Below are 18,765 nucleotides of genomic sequence, written 5' to 3' on the forward strand. Positions count from 1 at the left end.
CGCGGCCCTTCGGAACTCACCCCCGCAGCCGCGACATCGTCGGATCGAACAACGGCTCCTCGGCGACGACCGCCTCGACGCGCTCGTCGAAATACCCGATGTGCAGCACCGTGCCCGGCGCAGCCACCTCCACCGGCAGCCACGCGTACGCGATCCCCTTGCCGATGGTGTAGCCGTACGCCGCGCTGGTGACGTACCCGACGGCCCGCTCCCCGTCGTACACAGGCTCCTTGCCCAGCACGACCGACCGCGGGTCGTCGATGGTGAGGCAGGTCAGCCTGCGCCCCACGTGCTCCTTGCGGAGCGACAGTGCCGCCTTGCCGACGAAGTCCTCCTTGTCGGGCTTGACCGCGAAGCCGACGCCGGCCTCGTAGGGGTCGTGCTCGTAGGTCATGTCGGTGCCGAAGGAGCGGTAACCCTTCTCCAGGCGCAGGCTGTTGAAGGCGCCGCGGCCGGCGATGATGCCGCCGAGGGGTTCGGCCGCCGCCCACAGGGTGTCCCAGAGCTTCTCGCCGAGGTCGGCGGTGGTGTACAGCTCCCAGCCGAGTTCGCCGACGTACGACAGCCGCATCGCGGTGACCGGGACGCTGCCGATGTGGGCGCGCTTGGCGCGGAAGTACTTCAGGCCGTCGTTCGAGAAGTCCTCGTCGGTCAGCGGCTGCAGGACCTTGCGGGCCAGGGGCCCCCACAGGCCGATGCAGCAGGTGCCGGGCGTGATGTCGCGGACCTGGACGGTGCCGTCCGCGGGCAGGTGGCGGGTGAACCAGTCGAGGTCGAGGTTGCCGTTGGCGCCGACCTGGAAGAGGTCGCGCGCCAGCCGCGCCACGGTGATGTCGCTGCGGATGCCGCCGTCGTGGTCCAGGAGCAACGTGTAGGTCACCGAGCCGACGGACTTGGCGACCTTGCCGGTGACCAGGCGCTCCAGGAAGTCGGCGGCGCCGGGGCCGCTGACCTCCAGGCGCTTGAGGGCGGTCATGTCGTACAGGGCGACCGTCTCGCGGGTGACCTGGGCCTCGGCGCCGACGATCGGCGACCAGTACCGCGCGGCCCAGTCGTTCGGCGTGGGGATGGAACGGCCTTCCACCAGGTGCGCGTTGGCCTCGTACCACTGCGGGCGCTCCCAGCCGTTGGCCTCCAGGAAGAACGCCCCGTGCTCCTGCTGGCGGGCGAAGAAGGGGCTCTTGCGGATCGGGCGCGGCCGGCCGGACGGCTGGAGGGGGTGGAGGATGTCGTAGACCTCGACGAAGTTCTGGCAGTCGCGGGCCAGGACGTACTCGGGGGTCAGTTGGTGCGGCTCGAAGCGGTTGACGTCGCACTCGTGCAGGTCGAAGGACGAACAGTGGCCGTCGACCAGCCATTCGGCCATGGCCCGGCCGACGCCCGCGGAGTGGGTGACCCAGACGGCCTCGGCGACCCAGAAGCCCTTGAGGTCCGGGGACTCCCCGAGGAGCGGGAAGTTGTCGGTGGTGAAGGAGAACAGGCCGTTGATGCCCTCCTCGACCTTGGCGTCCCGGGTGGCGGGGAGCAGGTTCTGCGTCTCGCTCCAGGCGGGCGCGAAGTCCTCTTCCGTGAACTTCAGGACCGAGGGCATGCCGCCGGCCTCGTCGACGGAGAGGATCTCGTCGGCGGTGATGGGCATGGGGCGGTGGCCGTAGTAGCCGATGCCGATGCCGTCGAAGCGGTCGCGGTAGTACAGGTCGGCATCCTGGTGGCGCAGGATCGGGCGGACGGCCTCCTCGGTCTGGCCGGCGAGGGCGGGAATCGGGCCGGTCCAGGCGAGCTGGTGGGCGAGCGGGGTGAGCGGGAGGTTCATCCCGGCCATGCGGGCGATCTTCGGGCCCCAGATGCCGGCGCAGCACACGACGATGTCGGCCTCCAGGTCTCCCTGGTCGGTGCGGACGCCGGTGACCTCGCCGTCGGCCCGGAGGATGTCCAGGACCTCGTGGCGGGCGAGGAAGGTGACGCCGCGCTCGGTGGCGCGGCGGATCTGGGCCTCGACGGCGAGGACGGCCTTGGCGAGGCCGTCGGTGGGGACGAGGAGGCCGCCGAGGACCTTGTCGCGGTCGACCAGCGGGTGGCGCTCGACGCACTCGTCGGAGGTCAGCAGCCGGGACTCGATGCCCCAGGCGGTGATCCAGCCGTGGCGGCGGCGCAGTTCCGTCAGCCGCTCGGGGGTGGTGGCCACTTCCAGGCCGCCGACCTGCAGGAAGCAGGGCTTGCCGTCGACGTCGAGGGAGCAGAACTTCTCGACGGTGTAGCGGGCCAGTTCGGTCATGGTCTTGGACGAGTTCGTCTGGAAGACCAGGCCGGGGGCGTGCGACGAGGATCCTCCGGTGGCGGGGAGGGGGCCCTGGTCGACCACGGTCACTTCGGTCCAGCCTCGTGCGGAGATCTCGTCCGCGAGGGCCGCTCCCACGACGCCCACTCCGATGATCACCACTCGGGGTCCCGCCATCGCCGCACCTCCGGAATCAAGAACCGTTCAGTTGCTTTCTGCGCAACGTGATTCAGGTTGCGCAACTCAGCGTGCCTTTCGTGGAGGGGGGTGTCAAGGGGTCCGTGACGTCGGAAAACGGCCCGAAACACGGCCTGAACACGGCAATGCCCGGCGGGCGGTGCGCGAGGGTGCGCACCGCCCGCCGGGCGTGTTCGACCGGCCCCGGGCCGGGCCTACTTGAGCCAGGCGTCCACCTTGTCCTTGTTGGCGTCGACCCACTTCTTCGCGGCCGCGTCGTCGGTCATCTTGTCCTGCGCGATGTACTTGGCGACGGTGTTCTGGTCGTCGTTCGTCCAGTTGAAGTTCTTCACCAGCTTGTAGGCGGGGCTGCCGGACTTGGCGAACTTCGTGCTGACGATCTTGTCCAGGTCGTAGACCGGGTAGTCGCAGGCGATCTTCTCCGCCACCGCGTCGCAGCCGGTCGTGTACTTGGGCAGCGACACCTTCTTCAGCGGGACCTCGGACAGGAACCACTGCGGCTCGTAGAAGTAGCCGATGACCCACTTCTTGTTCTTCTCGGCGTCCCGGAAGGACTGGATGAGCGCGGTCTCGCTGCCCGCGTACACCACCTTGAAGTTCAGCTTGAGGTTCTTCACCAGGGCCGCGTCGTTGGTGACGTAGGACGGGTCGCCGTCCAGGAGCTGGCCCTTGCCGCCCGACTCCGAGGTCTTGAAGTTCGCGGCGTACTTGTTGAGGTTCTTCCAGTCGAGGATGTCGGGGTGCGCCTTGGCCAGCCACGGCGGCACGTACCAGCCGATGATGCCCTTGTTGCCGGTCTGGCCGGCCTCCTGGGCGGTCTTCTGGCCGCTGATGTACTTCTTCTTCAGGTCGTCGTGACCCCAGTTCTCCAGGACGGTGTCGACCTCGCCGGTGCCGAAGCCCTGCCAGGCGATCTCCTCTTTGAGGTTCTTCTTGTTCACGGTGCAGCCGAGCTTGTGCTGGGCGACGTAGGCGACGACCGCCGCGTCGGCCTCGTAGCCCACCCAGGGGTTGACCGCGAGGTTGAAGGCGCCGCACTTGCCGGAGCCGCCCGCGTTGTCCGAGCCCGAGGAGGTGTCGCCGACCTTCGCACCGCCGCAGGCGGTGAGGGTGAGGCCGAGGACGGCCAGGCCGGCCGCGCCGGCACGCCAGTGTCTTGCCATGGTGTCCTGCTCCTTTAAGCGCTCGCGCGTCGCGCCGCTGCCTGAGTGATCCGGTCGAACATGACTCCGAGCAGTACGATGGCGAGTCCCGCCGCCAGCCCCTTGCCGTACAGCTCACCCTGCGAGAATCCGGCCACGACGTCGTAGCCGAGGGCGCCCGCTCCTACCAGGCCGCCCACCACAACCATCGACAGCACGTAGATCAGGCCCTGGTTGGTCGCGAGCGTCAGGGCACTGCGTGACATCGGCAGTTGAACCTTGGTGATGATCTGCCAGGTGTTGCACCCGGCGGAGGTGGCCGCCTCCACGGTGGTCTCCGGCACGGCCCGGATCCCGTCGGCGATGATCTTCATGGCGACGGGCGCGCCGTAGACGACGGCGGCGACGATCGCCGTGAAGCGGGTGGCGCCGAACAGCGCGAGGAACGGCACGAGATAGACGAACGGCGGCATGACCTGGGCCGCGTCGAGGCTGGGCCGGATGATGCGGTCCACTATCGCGCTGCGGCCCATCCACACCCCGAAGACGATGCCGAGGACCATCACCAGCACGGTCGCCACCAGCGTCGAGGCCAGCGTGGTCATGGCGTCCGACCACAGACCGGTGCCGACCAGCAGGCCCACGCACACGGCCGCCGTGACACCGGCCTTCCAGCCGCCGAGCACCACGCCCAGCACGACCAGCACCGCCCCCACCAGCCACCACGGGGAGTCGGTGAGCAGGGTCTGGAACGGGTTGAGCAGGCCGTTGGTCAGGACGTCGCGGATGGCGTTGGTCAGGCCCGACAGGTGGTCCTGCGCCCAGTTGGTCGCGGTGTCGGCGGCACTGGCGATGTGGGTGCCGACGGTGCCGTCGCCGGGGAAGTCGGCCGCCCACAGGTAGGTGTGCGACAGGTAGATCAGGACCAGGGTGAGGACCGCGCCGGCGCCCAGCAGCGGCCGGCGCCATGTCGCGAAGCGGTCCTTGGCGTTGCGCGAGGTCTCCTCGCGGGCGCTGGCCGCGGTGGTGACCCGGTCCAGCACGATCGCCATGACGACGATGGCGAGGCCCGCGTTGAAGGCCGTGCCCACGTCGAGCGACTGCAGGGCCTGGATGACGTTCGCGCCGAGTCCGGGGGCGTTGATGAGCGCCGCGATGGTCACCATGGCCAGGGCGGCCATGATGGTCTGGTTGACGCCCATCACCACGGTCCGCTTGGACATCGGCAGCAGGACCTTCAGCAGCGACTGGCGGCGGGTGGCGCCGAGCGAGTCGGCCGCCTCGACGGTCGTCTTCGACACGTTGCGGATGGCGTGCGCGGTGATGCGGATCGTCGGCGGGGCCGCGTAGATGACGGTGGCGATGGTGGCGGAGGCGCCGCCGATGAGGAAGATCAGGGTCAGCGGGGCGAGGTAGACGAAGGTGGGCATCGTCTGCATGAAGTCGAGGAACGGCGTGACGACCCGGTTGAAGCGGTCGGACAGCCCGGCCCACACCCCGAGCGGGATGGCGAAGAGCAGCGCCACGAACACCGCGGAGACGGTGAGCGCGAGGGTGTCCATGCTCTCCTGCCACAGGCCCTGCAGCCCGAAGAAGGTGAAGCCCGCCACCGCCAGCAGCGCCACCCGCCAGTTGCCGACGGCCCAGGAGACGTAGCCCGCCAGGCCGACCACGCCGAGCCAGCCGATCTGCGGGACCGGACGGGCGCCGGACGGCTGGGAGATCAGGTGCTGGATGAAGGTCACCAGGTTGTCGATGACCAGCCGGATCTCGTTGAAGAAGTACAGGAAGAGCGGGTTGGAGTTGCGGTTGGCGCCGATGGAGTCGTTGAGGTCGTTCAGCCATTTGTGCAGGCCGGTGAGGTCGGCCGCCGCGAGAGACAGGGTCTGTTTGCCGCGCAGCACGGCGAACAGCACCAGCCAGACGACCAGGACGGCGCCGACCACCATGGCCCGGCTGATCCTGCGGGTCTTCTCCACGGGAGCGGCGGGGACCGTCTTCTCCGCCGTGCCCGGTTTCCCGTCGGGTTTCTCGATGGTGACGGCCATCATGCGCCGCCTTCCTGCCCGGCGACCACGGAGAGGATCTCCTCGTCGCCGACGATGCCGAGCAGTTTGCCGTTCTCGACGACCTTGACCGGCTTGTGGGCGGCCAGCACCGTGCGGGTGGCCTCCCGTACGACGACGTCCGGGCCGAGCTCGGGGCCGTCGAGTTCGTCGCCGTCGGCCGGCGGGCGCATGATCCAGCGCAGGGTGAGGACCTCGCCGCGCGGCACGTCCTTGACGAACTCGCGGACGTAGTCGTCGGCCGGGGCGCCGACGAGTTCGTCGCCGGTGCCGCACTGGACCGTCCTGCCGTCGCGCATGATCAGGATGCGGTCGCCCAGCTTGAGCGCCTCGGAGAGGTCGTGGGTGATGAACACCATGGTCTTGCCGACCTCGTGGTGCAGCCGGATGACCTCGTTCTGCATGTCGCGGCGGATCAGCGGGTCCAGCGCGGAGAACGGCTCGTCGAAGAAGAGGACGTCCGGTTCACCGGCCAACGCCCGTGCCAGGCCGACGCGCTGCTGCATGCCGCCGGAGAGCTGGTCGGGGTAGGAGTTCTCGTAGCCGGAAAGGCCGACCAGGTCCACGACCTCCAGGGCCCGCTTGGTGCGTTCGGCCCGGCTCATGCCGCGGATCTCCAGGCCGAAGGCCACGTTGTCGACGACCCGGCGGTGCGGCAGCAGCCCGAAGTGCTGGAAGACCATGGAGAACTTGCGGCGGCGCAGCTCGCGCAGCCGGGCCGCGTCGGCACCCCGGATGTCCTCGCCCTCGAAGACGACCTCGCCGGAGGTGGGTTCGATCAGCCGGGTCAGACAGCGCACGAGCGTGGACTTGCCGGAGCCGGACAGGCCCATGACGACGAAGACCTCGCCGGGGGCGACGTCGAAGCCGACGTCCCGGACGGCGGCCGTGCAGCCGGTACGGTCCATGAGCTCGCGGCGGCTGAGGCCGCACAGCTCCTCGGACTCCGGCACCTTCTCGGCCTTCGGCCCGAACACCTTCCACAGCCTGCGCACGGAGATCACCGGCGTGCCGGCCGAGTCCTGGGGCCCGCCGCGCCGCTGCGGCACCTCGGTCTGTGTGGTGGTCACGTTCGACCTCATTTCGGCGTTCAGCCGCGGAACCAGTGCTGCGGCCGAGGTTGGATGTTCTGCCAGATGTGTTTGGGCTCGCGGTATTCGTTGAGGCCGGTCGGTCCCAGCTCCCGGCCCGTGCCCGAGTGCCCGAAGCCACCCCATTCCGCCTGCGGCACATAGGGGTGGTAGTCGTTGATCCACACCGTGCCGTGGCGCAGCCGCCGGGCGACCCGCTGGGCGCGGCCCGCGTCCTGCGTCCAGACGGCTCCGGCGAGTCCGTACTCGGTGTCGTTGGCGATGCGGACGGCGTCGTCCTCGCCGGTGAAGCGCTCGACGGTCAGCACGGGTCCGAAGGACTCCTCGTGCACGACCCGCATGTCCTGCCGGCACTCGTCGAGGACGGTCGGCGGGTAGTAGAAGCCGCCCGCGAGGGCGGGGTCGTCGGGCCGTGCGCCGCCGCAGCGCAGTACGGCGCCCTCGGCGAGCCCGGCGGCGACGTACGCCTCGACCTTCGCCAGGTGCTGGGCGGAGATCAGCGCGCCGGTCTCGGCGTCGGGGTCGAAGGGGCCGCCGAGCCGGATGTTCCGGGCGCGGCGGACGATCTCGTCGACGAACCGGTCGTGCAGCGCGTCCTCGACGATCAGCCGGGCGCCGGCCGAGCAGACCTGCCCGGAGTGCAGGAAGACGGCGGTCAGGGCGAAGTCGACGGCCGCGTCGAAGTCGGCGTCCGCGAAGACGACGTTCGGGTTCTTGCCGCCGAGTTCGAGGGCGACCTTCTTCACGGTCGCGGCGGCGGTGGCCATGATCCGCTTGCCGGTCTCCAGTCCGCCGGTGAAGGAGACCATGTCGACCGCCGGGTGCTCGGAGAGCGGGGCGCCCGCCTCGGGTCCGGCGCCCAGGACGAGGTTGCCGGCGCCCGCGGGCAGTCCCGCCTCTTCAAGGGCCCGCATCAGCAGGATGGAGGTGGAGGGGGTGAGCTCGCTGGGCTTGAGGACGAAGGTGTTGCCGGCGACGAGAGCCGGGGCGACCTTCCAACTGGCCTGCAGCAGAGGGTAGTTCCAGGGTGTGATCAGTCCACAGACCCCGACCGGCTCGTACTCGACGCGGCTGACGGCGTCGTCGCGTCCGGTGTCGATGACGCGTCCGGCGTCGGTGCCGGCGAGGCCGCCGTAGTGGCGGAAGCAGGAGACGACGTCGGCGATGTCGTACTCGCTCTCCACCAGCCGCTTGCCGGTGTCCAGCGACTCGGCGCGGGCGAACACCTTGGCGTCGCGCTCCATGATGTCGGCGGTGCGCAGCAGCAGGGCGCCGCGCTCGCGCTCGGGGGTGCGCGGCCAGGGGCCCTCGTCGAAGGCGCGGCGGGCCGCGGCGATCGCCGCCTCGGTGTCGGCGCGTGTCGCCTCGGAGACGGTCGCGGCGAGCGTGCCGTCAGCGGGACAGCGGATCTCCCGGCGGCCACCGGCCACCGACTCCCGCCATTCACCGTCCACATACAGGTCTGCCACGCGCCCAGCCCTTCAACCGAAATGCGTTGCGCATCGTGCACCGTATTGCTTGTGGTGGAACACCCTGGCGAATGTGAGGACATACGTCAAGGGGTCCGCCGATGACGATTCGGCAAGGGTCCAAAGGCCCCTTCTCTCTTGACCGAGAGTCCCGCGAGCCCGGACTATGTTGCGCATCGCTCACTGAGTTGTGCATTACGCACCGACGGAGGCCGCCGTGTCCCCCAAGTTCCCTCGTCCGCAGTCAGGCCGCGAATACGTCCTCACCCTCTCCTGTCCCGACAGCGCGGGACTGGTCCATGCCGTGAGCGGCTTCCTCGTCAGGAACTGCGGCAACATCCTGGAGAGCCAGCAGTTCGACGACCGGCTCAAGGGCCGCTTCTTCATGAGGGTCCACTTCGACGTTTCCGATCCAATCGCGGACCTGGAAACCCTGCGTTACCGGTTCGGCCCGGTCGCCGAGGCCCACCGCATCTCCTGGACCATGCGCGACGCCGCCACCCCCACCCGGACGCTCATCATGGTGTCGAAGTTCGGGCACTGCCTGAACGACCTGCTCTTCCGCCGGCGCACCGGGTCGCTGAACATCGAGATCCCGGCGATCGTCTCCAACCACCGGGACTTCGAGGGGCTGGCCGAGACCTACGGCATCCCCTTCCACCACGTCCCGGTCACCCGCGACACCAAGCCCGAGGCCGAGGCCCGGCTGATGGAGCTGGTGCGCGAGCTGGACGTCGACCTCGTCGTGCTGGCCCGCTACATGCAGATCCTCTCCGACGACCTGTGCAAGCAGCTCGACGGCCGTGCCATCAACATCCACCACTCCTTCCTCCCGAGCTTCAAGGGGGCGCGCCCCTACGAGCAGGCGTACGCCCGCGGTGTGAAGCTGGTCGGCGCGACGGCGCACTACGTCACGCCGGACCTGGACGAGGGCCAGATCATCGAGCAGGACGTGGTCCGCGTCGACCACTCCCTCGACCCCGGCGAACTGGTGACGGTCGGCCGGGACGTGGAGGCGCAGGTGCTGGCGCACGCGGTGAAGTGGCACAGCGAGAGCCGCGTGATGGTGGACGGCAACCGCACGGTCGTCTTCCGCTGAGGCCGCCTCGCGCCGGTCCTCCGTATACGACGGCCGGACGGCTCGGGGACACACGGAAGCGGGGCCGGGACGGACGGATGTCCTTCCCGGCCCCGCCGCCGCGTCAGCCGCCGAGCCGCTCCAGCGCCGCCCGGCGCCAGCGCTCGGTCTCGGCGATCTGGTTGAAGGTGAACAAGTGCAGGCCCGCCACACCGGACGCCGGTGCGGTCAGTGCCGCCTCACCGCGCTCCAGCAGCCGCTCCGGCGCATGGCCCCCGGGAGCGGCGAACCGCAGGAACCACGACGGATGCCTGCTCAGGAACCGCGCCGACTCCCCCACGCCGATCTTCGTCGCGACGGCGAGCAGCTTGGTCCGCTGCACGGGGCCGGCGACGCCCACGCACAGCGGCAGCGTCACTCCCCGGCGCCTCACGCGCGCGATCCACTCCCCCAGCACCCGCGCGTCGAAGCACAGGTTGCTGACGATGTACGTGGCGTGCGCGCGCTTGTCCCACATCGCCTGGACGGTCAGGTCGTCGTGGATGAGGGGATGGCTCTCGGGGTAGCCCGTGATGCCGACCCGGGCGAAGGGCGCGCCCAGCTCGCCGAGCCTCACCAGCACCGGCAGGGCGCCGTCGTAGGGCCCCGCCGGCGGGTCGGCGTCGCCCGCCGGTACGAAGACGTCGTCCACGCCCGCCTCGCGCAGCCGGGTGACGACCTCCTTGAGGTGGACGTCGTCCCGCAGCAGCCGCGCGGGCACGTGCGGGACGACGCGGTAGCCGTGCGCGGCGAGCCGCCCGGTCAGCTCCAGGGTCGGCTCCAGTCCCTTGACCGGCGACGCCGTGACCGTGACCACGACGTCGCGCGGGACGTGCGCGAGGACCTTCTCCTCCGTCGCCGCCGCGGGCAGCACCTCGTAGCGGACGTGCTCCAGCAGGCGGCGCAGTGCTTGGCCGGCCAAGGTCTACCCGGCCTGCGTCTGGGCGTCGCGGTGGCGGTAGTAGGCGGCCTTGGACGGGGCGAGGGGTTCGTTGCCGAGGATCAGGTCGGCGGCCTTCTCGGCGACCATCATCACGGGCGCGTAGATGTTGCCGTTGGTGACGTACGGCATGACGGAGGCGTCGACGACGCGCAGTCCCTCGACTCCGTGCACCCGCATGCTGGCCGGGTCGACCACGGCCATCTCGTCGGTGCCCATCTTGCACGTGCAGGACGGGTGCAGGGCGGTCTCGCCCTCCTTCGCGACCCAGGCGAGGATCTCCTCGTCGGTGTCCACCTTCGGTCCCGGCGAGATCTCCCCGCCGTTGTAGGGGGCCATCGCGGGCTGGTTGAGGATTCTGCGGGCGACCCGGATCGCCTCGACCCACTCGCGGCGGTCCTGCTCGGTGGAGAGGTAGTTGAAGCGCAGCGCCGGGTGCTCGCGCGGGTCCCGGCTCTTGATCTTCACCGAGCCGATGGCGTCGGAGTACATGGGGCCCACGTGCACCTGGTAGCCGTGGCCGCCGGAGGGCGAGGAGCCGTCGTAGCGGACGGCGACGGGCAGGAAGTGGAACATCAGGTTGGGGTAGTCGACGTCGTCGTTGCTGCGGGCGAAACCGCCCGCCTCGAAGTGGTTGGTCGCGGCCGGCCCCTTGCGGAACAGCCACTGCAGGCCGATGAAGGGCGCGCGCCACTTCGCCATGTACGGCTGCATGGAGACCGGCTGCTTGCAGGCGTACTGGACGTACACCTCCAGGTGGTCCTGCATGTTCTCGCCGACGCCCGGCAGGTCGTGGACGACGTCGATGCCGAGCGCGCTCAGCTCCCGCGCGTTGCCGACGCCGGAGAGCTGCAGGAGCTGGGGGGAGTTGATGGCGCCGCCGCAGAGGATGACCTCCTTGGCCCGGACCTGCTGGGGGGCGCCCTTGCCGCGCCGGTACTCGACGCCGACGGCCCGCTTGCCCTCGAACAGGACGCGGGTGACCAGGGCGCGGGTGGTGACGGTGAGGTTGGGCCGCTTCATGACGGGCTTGAGGTAGGCCTTGGAGGCCGAGAGGCGGCGGCCGCGGTGGACGTTGCGGTCGAACTTGGCGAACCCCTCCTGCCGGTAGCCGTTGACGTCGTCGGTGGGCGCGTAGCCGGCTTCCTCGGTGGCCTTCTGGAAGGCGGTGAACAGCGGGTTGGTGGCGGGGCCGCGCTCCAGGACGAGGGGGCCGTCGTGGCCGCGGAACTCGTCGTCCGGGTCGGCGGCGAGGCAGTTCTCCATGCGCCGGAAGTAGGGCAGGCAGTGGGCGTAGTCCCACGCCTCCATCCCGGGATCGGCGGCCCAGCGCTCGTAGTCCATGGGGTTGCCGCGCTGGAAGATCATGCCGTTGATGCTGCTGGAACCGCCGAGCACCTTGCCGCGGGCGTGGTAGATGCGCCGGCCGCCCATGTGGGGCTCGGGCTCCGACTCGTACTTCCAGTCGTAGAAGCGGCTGCCGATGGGATACGTCAGTGCCGCGGGCATCTGGATGAAGACGTCCCACGGGTAGTCGGACCGGCCCGCTTCCAGGACCAGCACCTTGTTCGCCGGGTCCGCCGAGAGCCGGTTCGCCAGTGCACTGCCGGCCGAACCGCCGCCGACGATGACGAAGTCGTACTGCAAGGGAGCCATGGTGCCTCGTCTCGCTCGCGCCGTAGATACGCGAGGCATGCTAGTACCGGTATCGCTATACGCACTAGGTTGCGAGGCGCGCAACTTGACGGGAACCGGGGCCGGCACGCCGATCCGCACCGGCACCGCCCGTCGGGGGCTTATGCTTACGGCCACTGCGGCCAAGACGGCAGGTCCGGGTTTTTCAACCCTTTCCCAATCCCTTGTCGAAAGTCCCCCGCAGGCCATAGCCTTGCGCCGCGCCGGTGCTGGTGTTCACTGCCGACCCGGCCGGTACCGGCCTGGGAAGGGATGGGGACGAACGTCAGTGAAGACTCCAGTGAAGCGCACATCGCGTGACATCCGAACCGCGAACCGCTACGAGGTGCTGCGCCAGATCATCGCCGAGTCTCCCACCTCCCGCCAGGAGCTCGCGGCCGCCACGGGCCTGAGCCTGGCCACCGTCGCCACGCTCGTCGGCGAACTCCTCGACCTGCGCATGATCACCGAGGTCGGCTTCGAGGACTCGGCGGGCGGCCGCCCCCGGGGCCTGGTGGCCGTCAACACCTCGGGCGGCGCGCTGATCGGCGTCGACATCGCGGAGACGTACGTCCGCGTCGAGCTCTTCGACCTCGGGCTGAACGTCCTGGCCCGCGCCATGGAGGAGATGCGGCCCGGCGAGAACCGGCCCGAGCAGGTCGTCGGCCATGTCGCCGCGGCCGTCGGCGCCGTCGTCACCCAGGCCGGCGTGGAGGGCGCCCGGGTGCTGGGCGTCGGAGTGAGCGTGCCCGGGCAGGTGGACCGCGCCACGGGCATCTCGGAGTACGCGCCCAACTGGGACTGGCACGACGTGCCGCTGCTCGACCTGCTCTCCGAGGTCATCGCCTACCCCCTCTACCTGGACAACCCGTTGCGCGCCTGCGCGGTGGCCGAGCTGTGGTTCGGGGCCGCGCGCGGACGCCGCGACGCCGTGGTGGTCAACCTCGGCACCGGCGTGGGCGCCGGCCTGATCCTGGACGGCGCGCTGCACCGCGGCGTGAGCAACAGTGCCGGCGAGTGGGGGCACAACACGATCGTCCTGGACGGCCGGCTGTGCCACTGCGGCAACCACGGCTGCGTGGAGACGTATGTCGGGGCCCCCGGGATCATGCTGAACCTGCGCGAACTCAGCCCGCGCAGCACGCTGTTGCACCCCGAGGACCAGACGGCCACCATCGACGCGCTCGCCGCGGCGGTCGCCGCGCACGACCCGGAGGCCGTCAAGGTCGTCCGCGACACGGCCCGTTACCTCGGCGCGGGCATCGCCGACCTGGTCAACCTGTTCAACCCCGAAGTGGTCGTCCTGAGCAGCTGGGTCGCCAGGAAGCTGGCCGAGCCGCTGCTGGACGAGGTGCGCGCCGCCGTCGGGCGGCACGCGCTGAAGCGGCCGATGGCCGCCACCGAGATCGTCCTCTCCCCCATCCCCACCGACCCGGTGTGCCTGGGCGCGGCCACGTTCGCGCTCGAAGGGGCCCTGCAGTCGGTGAGCCAGAGGACGGGCAGACGCACCACCCCCGCAAGGAGCCGTACCGCACCACCTTCATGACGACGGAAGGGATGCACGTGACTCACCCCCACCGCAGGAGACCGCTCCTGCTGACGGCCGCGGCCGCGCTCGCCGTCACCGGCCCCCTGATATCCGCCCCGACCGCCTCGGCCGCCACCCCCACGGCGGCCGAGGTCTCCCCCCACGCCGCCCAGACCATCGACGACATCGGCGCCTCGGGCGCCTGGTGGGTCAACGACCTGCAGCACTTCGAGCCCGAGGTGCAGGCCAGGGTGGCGAAGCTGCTGTTCTCCAGGCAGGGCCTCGCCCTGTCCTCCTACCGCTACAACATCGGCGGCGGTGGAGTCGCGGTCACCACCCCGGCCCGCGCCGCCGAGGACTTCCTGAACCCCGACGGCTCCTACGACTGGAGCAGGGACAAAGGCGGCCGCACCTTCCTCAAGTACGCCGCGAAGTACGGCGTCAAGGACCTGATCGGCTTCGTCAACAGCGCACCGGCCGAATGGACCACCAACGGGCAGAGCTGCGGCGGGCAGTTGAAGGCCGAGAACGAGGGCGACTACGCCAAGTACGTCGCCGACGTCACCGACCACTTCGCCCGCCAGGGCGTCAAGCTGGACTACATCAGCCCCTTCAACGAGCCCGACAACGACTTCGGTTCGTGCGGCCAGGAGGGCATGCAGGTCACGGTCGACCAACGGGACGACATCGTGCGGGCGTTGGGCGCCGAGCAGCGGGCCCGCAAGCAGCAGACGTCGATCATCGCCGACGAGTCCAGCCAGACCACCCAGTTCGTCTTCGAGCTGCCCCAGTGGATCTCACAGCCGGGGACGCGGCAGTACGTGTCGGCGCTCGCCCACCACACGTACAACAATCCGAACGACGGACAGCTCGCCAACGTCTACGAGACGTCGAGGGCCGTCGGCCAGAAGTCCTGGGCCACCGAGATCTGCTGCTTCGGCAAGGGCTCGACGGGCTGGAACCAGGAGTACGACCCGACCATCGACAACGCCCTGCTGATGTCGCGGATCATCTACAAGGACTTCGCGAGCGCCCACGACTCGGCCTTCCAGTGGTGGGTGGCGCTGGCCAGCGGTTACGGCACCTCCCCCACCGAGAGGAACGACGCCGGCTGGAACGACGGACTGGTCTACTACGACCCCGACTACGCGACGAACGGCAACCAGAACCTGTACTTCACCAAGCGGTACTACGCGCTCGGCCAGTACAGCAAGTTCGTCCGGCCGGGCTCGGTCGCGCACAACGTGACCGGGGCGCCGGCCGGGGTCGAGGTCTCCTCCTACGAGTCCGGCGGCAAGTGGGTGGTCGTGGTCAACAACCACAACACCACCGACACACCGCTGAACCTGCACTTCAACAGCAGGACTCCGGTGCGGGCGAGCCAGGCCGTGCGGACCTCGGCGACCGAGGACTGGGCCAGGGTGGCCAAGCCGCCGGTGAGCGGCGGCACGGTCTCGGCGCACCTGGCCGCGCGTTCCGTCACGACGTACGTCCTCGACCAGCGCGGCCACGGCAGTACGGCCGTCACGGGCGCCTGGCAGGGCAGGCAGTCCGGCAAGTGCCTGACCGCGGACGCCTCGGGAGCCGCCATCAGCACCTGCACCGGCGGGGCGGAACAGTCGTGGTCGTACGACGGAAAGGGCGCCCTGAAGGGCGTGAACGGCTATCTGACGGCCGGGAGCTCGGGGCTGACGACTACCCCCGACTTCACCGGGGACGCGTCCCAGCGCTGGCTGCTCAATGCCAACGGCCAGATCCTCAGCGAGGCGTCCGGCAAGTGCCTGGACGTCAGCGGGCAGGCGACCGCCGACGGCAGCAGGGTGATCCTCTACAGCTGCAACGGCGGCGGCAACGAGGCGTGGTCCCGGCAGTGACCTCGTAGCACTCACTGTTTCGAGGGCCGCCCGGCCACCCCTGGCCGGGCGGCCCTCACTTATCTCAACTCCCATGGAAAGTGCTTGCGTTCGGCATGCCGAACGGCAGACAACATTTCGCGCAGACTTCGTCCAACCCCTTGCCTAAGCCCTGATCGAAAGCTTAGCGTCCGGCCCTGCAATCAGTTCGAGCCACCGGGCGCTGAGCCGCAGAGCCGCAGCCGCACTCGAGACAAGGACGTCAGCATGTCGGCATTGAGCAACGACAACTTCTCCCGCAGGTCCCTCTTCCGGGCCGCCGCGGGCATGGCCGCCGCCGGCACCCTCGCCGCGTGCGGCAGCAACAACGGGCGGGGCGGGAGCGGCGGGTCCGGCACCCAGCTCGTGCAGTACTTCCACGCCTACGGCGAGGCGGGCACCGAGCAGGCCATCAAGCGGTACGCGGCGGCGTACAAGAAGGCCGGCGTCAGCACCAACTGGATCACGGGCAACAACTTCGAGGCGAAGCTCTTCTCCGCGCTGCTCACCAAGCAGGCCCCGGACGTCTTCGAGTTCCACCCGCAGCTGCAGATGGTCAAGAGCGGCCAGGTCGCCGACCTCAGCGACCTCATCGATCCGGTCAAGGACGACTTCAACCCGAACGACATCAAGTCGCACACGGTCGACGGCAAGATCTACGGCATCCGGATGATCGACGACCCGCAGTTCTTCTACTACCGCAAGTCGATGCTGGAGAAGGCCAAGGTCGACGTCCCGACCACGCTCGACGAGCTGCTGGACGCGGCGGCCAAGCTCACCACCGACAAGGTCAAGGGCGTCTTCCTCGGCAACGACTTCACGGCGATCCAGAACAACCTGATCTTCTCGGCCGGCGCGGAGACCCTCGACGCGAACAACAAGATCGGGTATCACACGGACGGCGTCGTCGAGGGCCTGAAGAAGCTGCGCACGCTGTTCACCAGCGGCCACGTGCTGCTGGACGCCCCCACCGACTTCTGGGACCCCTCGGCCCTCAACCAGGGTCTGTGCGCGATCCAGTGGGGCGGCATGTGGTCGATGCCGGCCATGCAGAAGGCCCTCGGCGACGACCTGGGCATCTTCCCGTTCCCGAAGATCGGCAGCTCCGGCAAGCTGTCGGTCTACAACGGCGGCTGGTCGATCTTCGTGAACGCCAAGAGCAAGAACGTCGACGCCGCCAAGGAATACGTCAAGTGGCTGTGGATCGACCAGAAGAAGTACCAGGAGGACTGGGCGCTCTCCTACGGCTTCCACATCCCGCCGCGCACCTCGATAGCCAACTCGGCCACCAAGCTCAAGTCGGGTCTGCCCGCCGAGGCGGTCAAGCTCTTCACCGACTACGGCCACTTCGACAACATCGGCTTCGACCAGGTGATGATCACCGCGTTCAACGACGTGATCGCGTCCTCCGTGCGCAAGAACGGCAACCCGGAGGCGGCGCTCGACGCCTGCGACAAGAAGGTAAACGTCGAGCTCAAGAAGCTGTTCGGATAGGCCGCCGGGAAGACCACGACATGTCGACCACGACCACACGCGGGGTCGCCCAGCCCGCCCCGGCCAAGGCCTCCCAGGCCCGGCCGCGGCGGGGCCTGCGGGGCAACCCGACGCTCAACTTCTGGCTCTTCACCGGGCCCTTCCTCATCGGCCTGGTGATCTTCGTCTTCGTGCCGATCGTCTGGAGCATCTGGCTCAGCTTCTTCGACGCCCGGTACACGGTCACACCGAGCAACTTCATCGGCCTCGACAACTACAAGCAGATCCTGACCAACAGCAACTTCCCCGACTCGTTGCTGACGTTCAGCGTGTTCGCCGCCTTCATCGTGCCGACGACCTGGGCCCTGTCGCTGGGGCTGGCACTGCTGGTGAACCAGCTGCGATTCATGCGGGCCTTCTTCCGCTCGGTGTTCTTCCTGCCGACCGCCGTGTCCTACGTCGCCGCCGCGCTGATCTGGAAGATGTCCATCTTCAGCGGCGTCCGCTTCGGTCTGATGAACACCGTCCTCGGCTGGTTCGGCGTCGACAACATCGCCTATCTGGCGGACCCGACCCCGCCCTGGTACTGGCTGGTCATCGTGACCCTGCGCCTGTGGATCCAGTCCGGGTTCTACATGATCCTCTTCCTCGCGGCGCTGCAGAACATCCCGGCCGAGCTGTACGAGGCCGCCGCAATCGACGGCGCCAAGAAGGGCTGGCAGACCTTCCGGTACATCACCCTGCCGCAGCTGCGGGCCACCTCGACGGCGGTGATCCTGCTGCTGCTCATCGCCGCGTACCAGGCGTTCGACGAGTTCTTCAACATCATCGGCACCAAGGCGACCTGGGCGCAGACACCGCTCATGGAGCTCTACAAGGCAGCCCTCGGGACCAACCAGGACTACGGCGCCGGCAGCGCGGGCGCGGTCATCCTGTCGTTGCTCATCTGCCTCGTCACCCTGGTCCAGGGCAAGTTCATGGGCTTCGGAAGGGGGGATGAGTCCAAGTGACCACCACCGCACCTCATCAGGTCGGCAAGCAGCACAAGAAGGCCCGGGGAATCCTCGGCAACACGGGACTGTACGTCTCCGTCGGCGTCGCAGCCCTGCTCTTCCTGGTCCCGTTCTACCTGATCGTCCGCAACGCCCTCTCCACGGACCCGGAGATCACGGGCGAGAACTGGAAGCTGCTGCCTTCGTTCCAGTGGGCCAACGTCTCCGAGCTGTTCGACGACCCGACGGTCGAGTTCGGCCGCTCCATGGTGAACTCCCTGGTCGTCGCCGTCCTGACCACGCTCGGCACCCTTCTGGTCTGCTCCCTGGCCGGCTACGGCCTGGCCCGCATCCCGTACAAGCACGCCAACAAGGTCTTCTACGCGGTCCTCGCGACCCTCATGGTCCCCACGGCCGTCACCTTCGTGCCCAGCTTCGTGCTGGTCTCGTCCCTCGGCTGGGTGGACACCTACCGCGGCCTCATCATCCCGGGGCTGTTCAGTGGTTTCACCTGCTTCCTTTTCCGGCAGTACTTCCTGGGATTCCCCAAGGAGCTGGAGGAGGCGGCACGCGTGGACGGGCTCGGTTACTGGGGTGCGTACTGGCGGATCGTCGTACCCAACTCGCTGAACTTCTTCGCGGCGATCGCCACGATCACCTTCATCAGCGCCTGGAACTCCTTCCTGTGGCCCCTGGTCATCGGACAGGACCCGAGTTCCTGGACCGTCCAGATCGCCCTGTCCTCCTTCATGACGAACCAGACGGTCAACTTCCACCTGATCTTCATGGCCACCGCCATCTCCATCCTGCCCCTGATCTTCGTGTTCCTCTTCCTCCAGCGCTGGCTGGTGCAGGGGATCGCGCAGACCGGTATCAAGGGCTGACGCCCTCCACTCACGACCTGG

13 protein-coding genes are annotated in these 18,765 nt (G+C 68.9%); 6 read left to right on the top strand and 7 right to left on the bottom strand.

Annotated elements, in window-relative coordinates; genetic code table 11:
- Nucleotides 1–16: 16 nt before the first annotated feature.
- The 5 genes from M8J74_RS24130 to M8J74_RS24150 form a co-directional block, all read right to left on the bottom strand.
- The gene (locus M8J74_RS24130) at nucleotides 17–2,455 is read right to left on the bottom strand and encodes a GcvT family protein (protein ID WP_249838449.1); all 2,439 of its coding nucleotides are present in this window, start codon (nucleotides 2,453–2,455) and stop codon (nucleotides 17–19) included.
- Between the two features lie 215 nt (nucleotides 2,456–2,670).
- Entirely contained in the window at nucleotides 2,671–3,639 is a 969-nt protein-coding gene (locus M8J74_RS24135) for an ABC transporter substrate-binding protein (RefSeq protein ID WP_249838450.1), read from the bottom strand.
- A gap of 14 nt (nucleotides 3,640–3,653) precedes the next feature.
- Complete coding sequence (locus M8J74_RS24140) at nucleotides 3,654–5,666, bottom strand: ABC transporter permease (RefSeq protein ID WP_249838475.1); 2,013 nt, start codon at nucleotides 5,664–5,666, stop codon at nucleotides 3,654–3,656.
- Nucleotides 5,666–6,754: a quaternary amine ABC transporter ATP-binding protein gene (locus M8J74_RS24145; RefSeq protein ID WP_107416203.1), complete on the bottom strand. Its 1,089-nt coding sequence runs from the start codon at nucleotides 6,752–6,754 to the stop codon at nucleotides 5,666–5,668. Before M8J74_RS24145 ends, M8J74_RS24140 begins: the two co-directional genes overlap by 1 nt.
- A gap of 20 nt (nucleotides 6,755–6,774) precedes the next feature.
- Nucleotides 6,775–8,244, bottom strand: a complete 1,470-nt coding sequence (locus M8J74_RS24150) for an aldehyde dehydrogenase family protein (RefSeq protein ID WP_249838451.1) — start codon at nucleotides 8,242–8,244, stop codon at nucleotides 6,775–6,777.
- Nucleotides 8,245–8,461: 217 nt separating this feature from the next.
- On the opposite strand from M8J74_RS24150, the gene purU reads away from it, so the two are divergent.
- Complete coding sequence (purU, locus tag M8J74_RS24155) at nucleotides 8,462–9,343, top strand: formyltetrahydrofolate deformylase (protein ID WP_249838452.1); 882 nt, start codon at nucleotides 8,462–8,464, stop codon at nucleotides 9,341–9,343.
- A 103-nt stretch (nucleotides 9,344–9,446) separates the two neighbouring features.
- On the opposite strand, the gene M8J74_RS24160 is transcribed toward purU, so the two are convergent.
- Nucleotides 9,447–10,283 carry a methylenetetrahydrofolate reductase gene (locus M8J74_RS24160; RefSeq protein WP_249838453.1) on the bottom strand — a complete coding sequence of 279 codons (837 nt, stop codon included), beginning with the start codon at nucleotides 10,281–10,283 and terminating at the stop codon, nucleotides 9,447–9,449.
- A 3-nt stretch (nucleotides 10,284–10,286) separates the two neighbouring features.
- Nucleotides 10,287–11,957 (bottom strand): choline dehydrogenase, encoded by a 1,671-nt coding sequence (betA, locus tag M8J74_RS24165; protein WP_249838454.1) that lies wholly within the window; start codon nucleotides 11,955–11,957, stop codon nucleotides 10,287–10,289.
- Nucleotides 11,958–12,276: 319 nt separating this feature from the next.
- Here betA and M8J74_RS24170 point away from each other — a divergent pair, with 319 nt between their 5' ends.
- The 5 genes from M8J74_RS24170 to M8J74_RS24190 all read left to right on the top strand — a co-directional run bounded on the left by M8J74_RS24170 (nucleotide 12,277) and on the right by M8J74_RS24190 (nucleotide 18,744).
- A complete protein-coding gene (locus M8J74_RS24170) occupies nucleotides 12,277–13,521 on the top strand; it encodes an ROK family transcriptional regulator (RefSeq protein ID WP_249838455.1) in 1,245 nt (414 codons plus the stop codon).
- Nucleotides 13,522–13,532: 11 nt separating this feature from the next.
- Nucleotides 13,533–15,377: a glycoside hydrolase gene (locus tag M8J74_RS24175; RefSeq protein WP_249838456.1), complete on the top strand. Its 1,845-nt coding sequence runs from the start codon at nucleotides 13,533–13,535 to the stop codon at nucleotides 15,375–15,377.
- Between the two features lie 246 nt (nucleotides 15,378–15,623).
- Nucleotides 15,624–16,889, top strand: a complete 1,266-nt coding sequence (locus M8J74_RS24180) for an ABC transporter substrate-binding protein (protein WP_249838457.1) — start codon at nucleotides 15,624–15,626, stop codon at nucleotides 16,887–16,889.
- A gap of 20 nt (nucleotides 16,890–16,909) precedes the next feature.
- Entirely contained in the window at nucleotides 16,910–17,878 is a 969-nt protein-coding gene (locus M8J74_RS24185; RefSeq protein WP_249838458.1) for a carbohydrate ABC transporter permease, read from the top strand.
- Entirely contained in the window at nucleotides 17,875–18,744 is an 870-nt protein-coding gene (locus M8J74_RS24190; RefSeq protein WP_249838459.1) for a carbohydrate ABC transporter permease, read from the top strand. The genes M8J74_RS24185 and M8J74_RS24190 overlap by 4 nt, the downstream gene beginning before the upstream one ends.
- Nucleotides 18,745–18,765: the final 21 nt, after the last annotated feature.

The organism is Streptomyces panaciradicis, from assembly GCF_023516615.1.
Lineage (GTDB): Bacteria > Actinomycetota > Actinomycetes > Streptomycetales > Streptomycetaceae > Streptomyces > Streptomyces panaciradicis.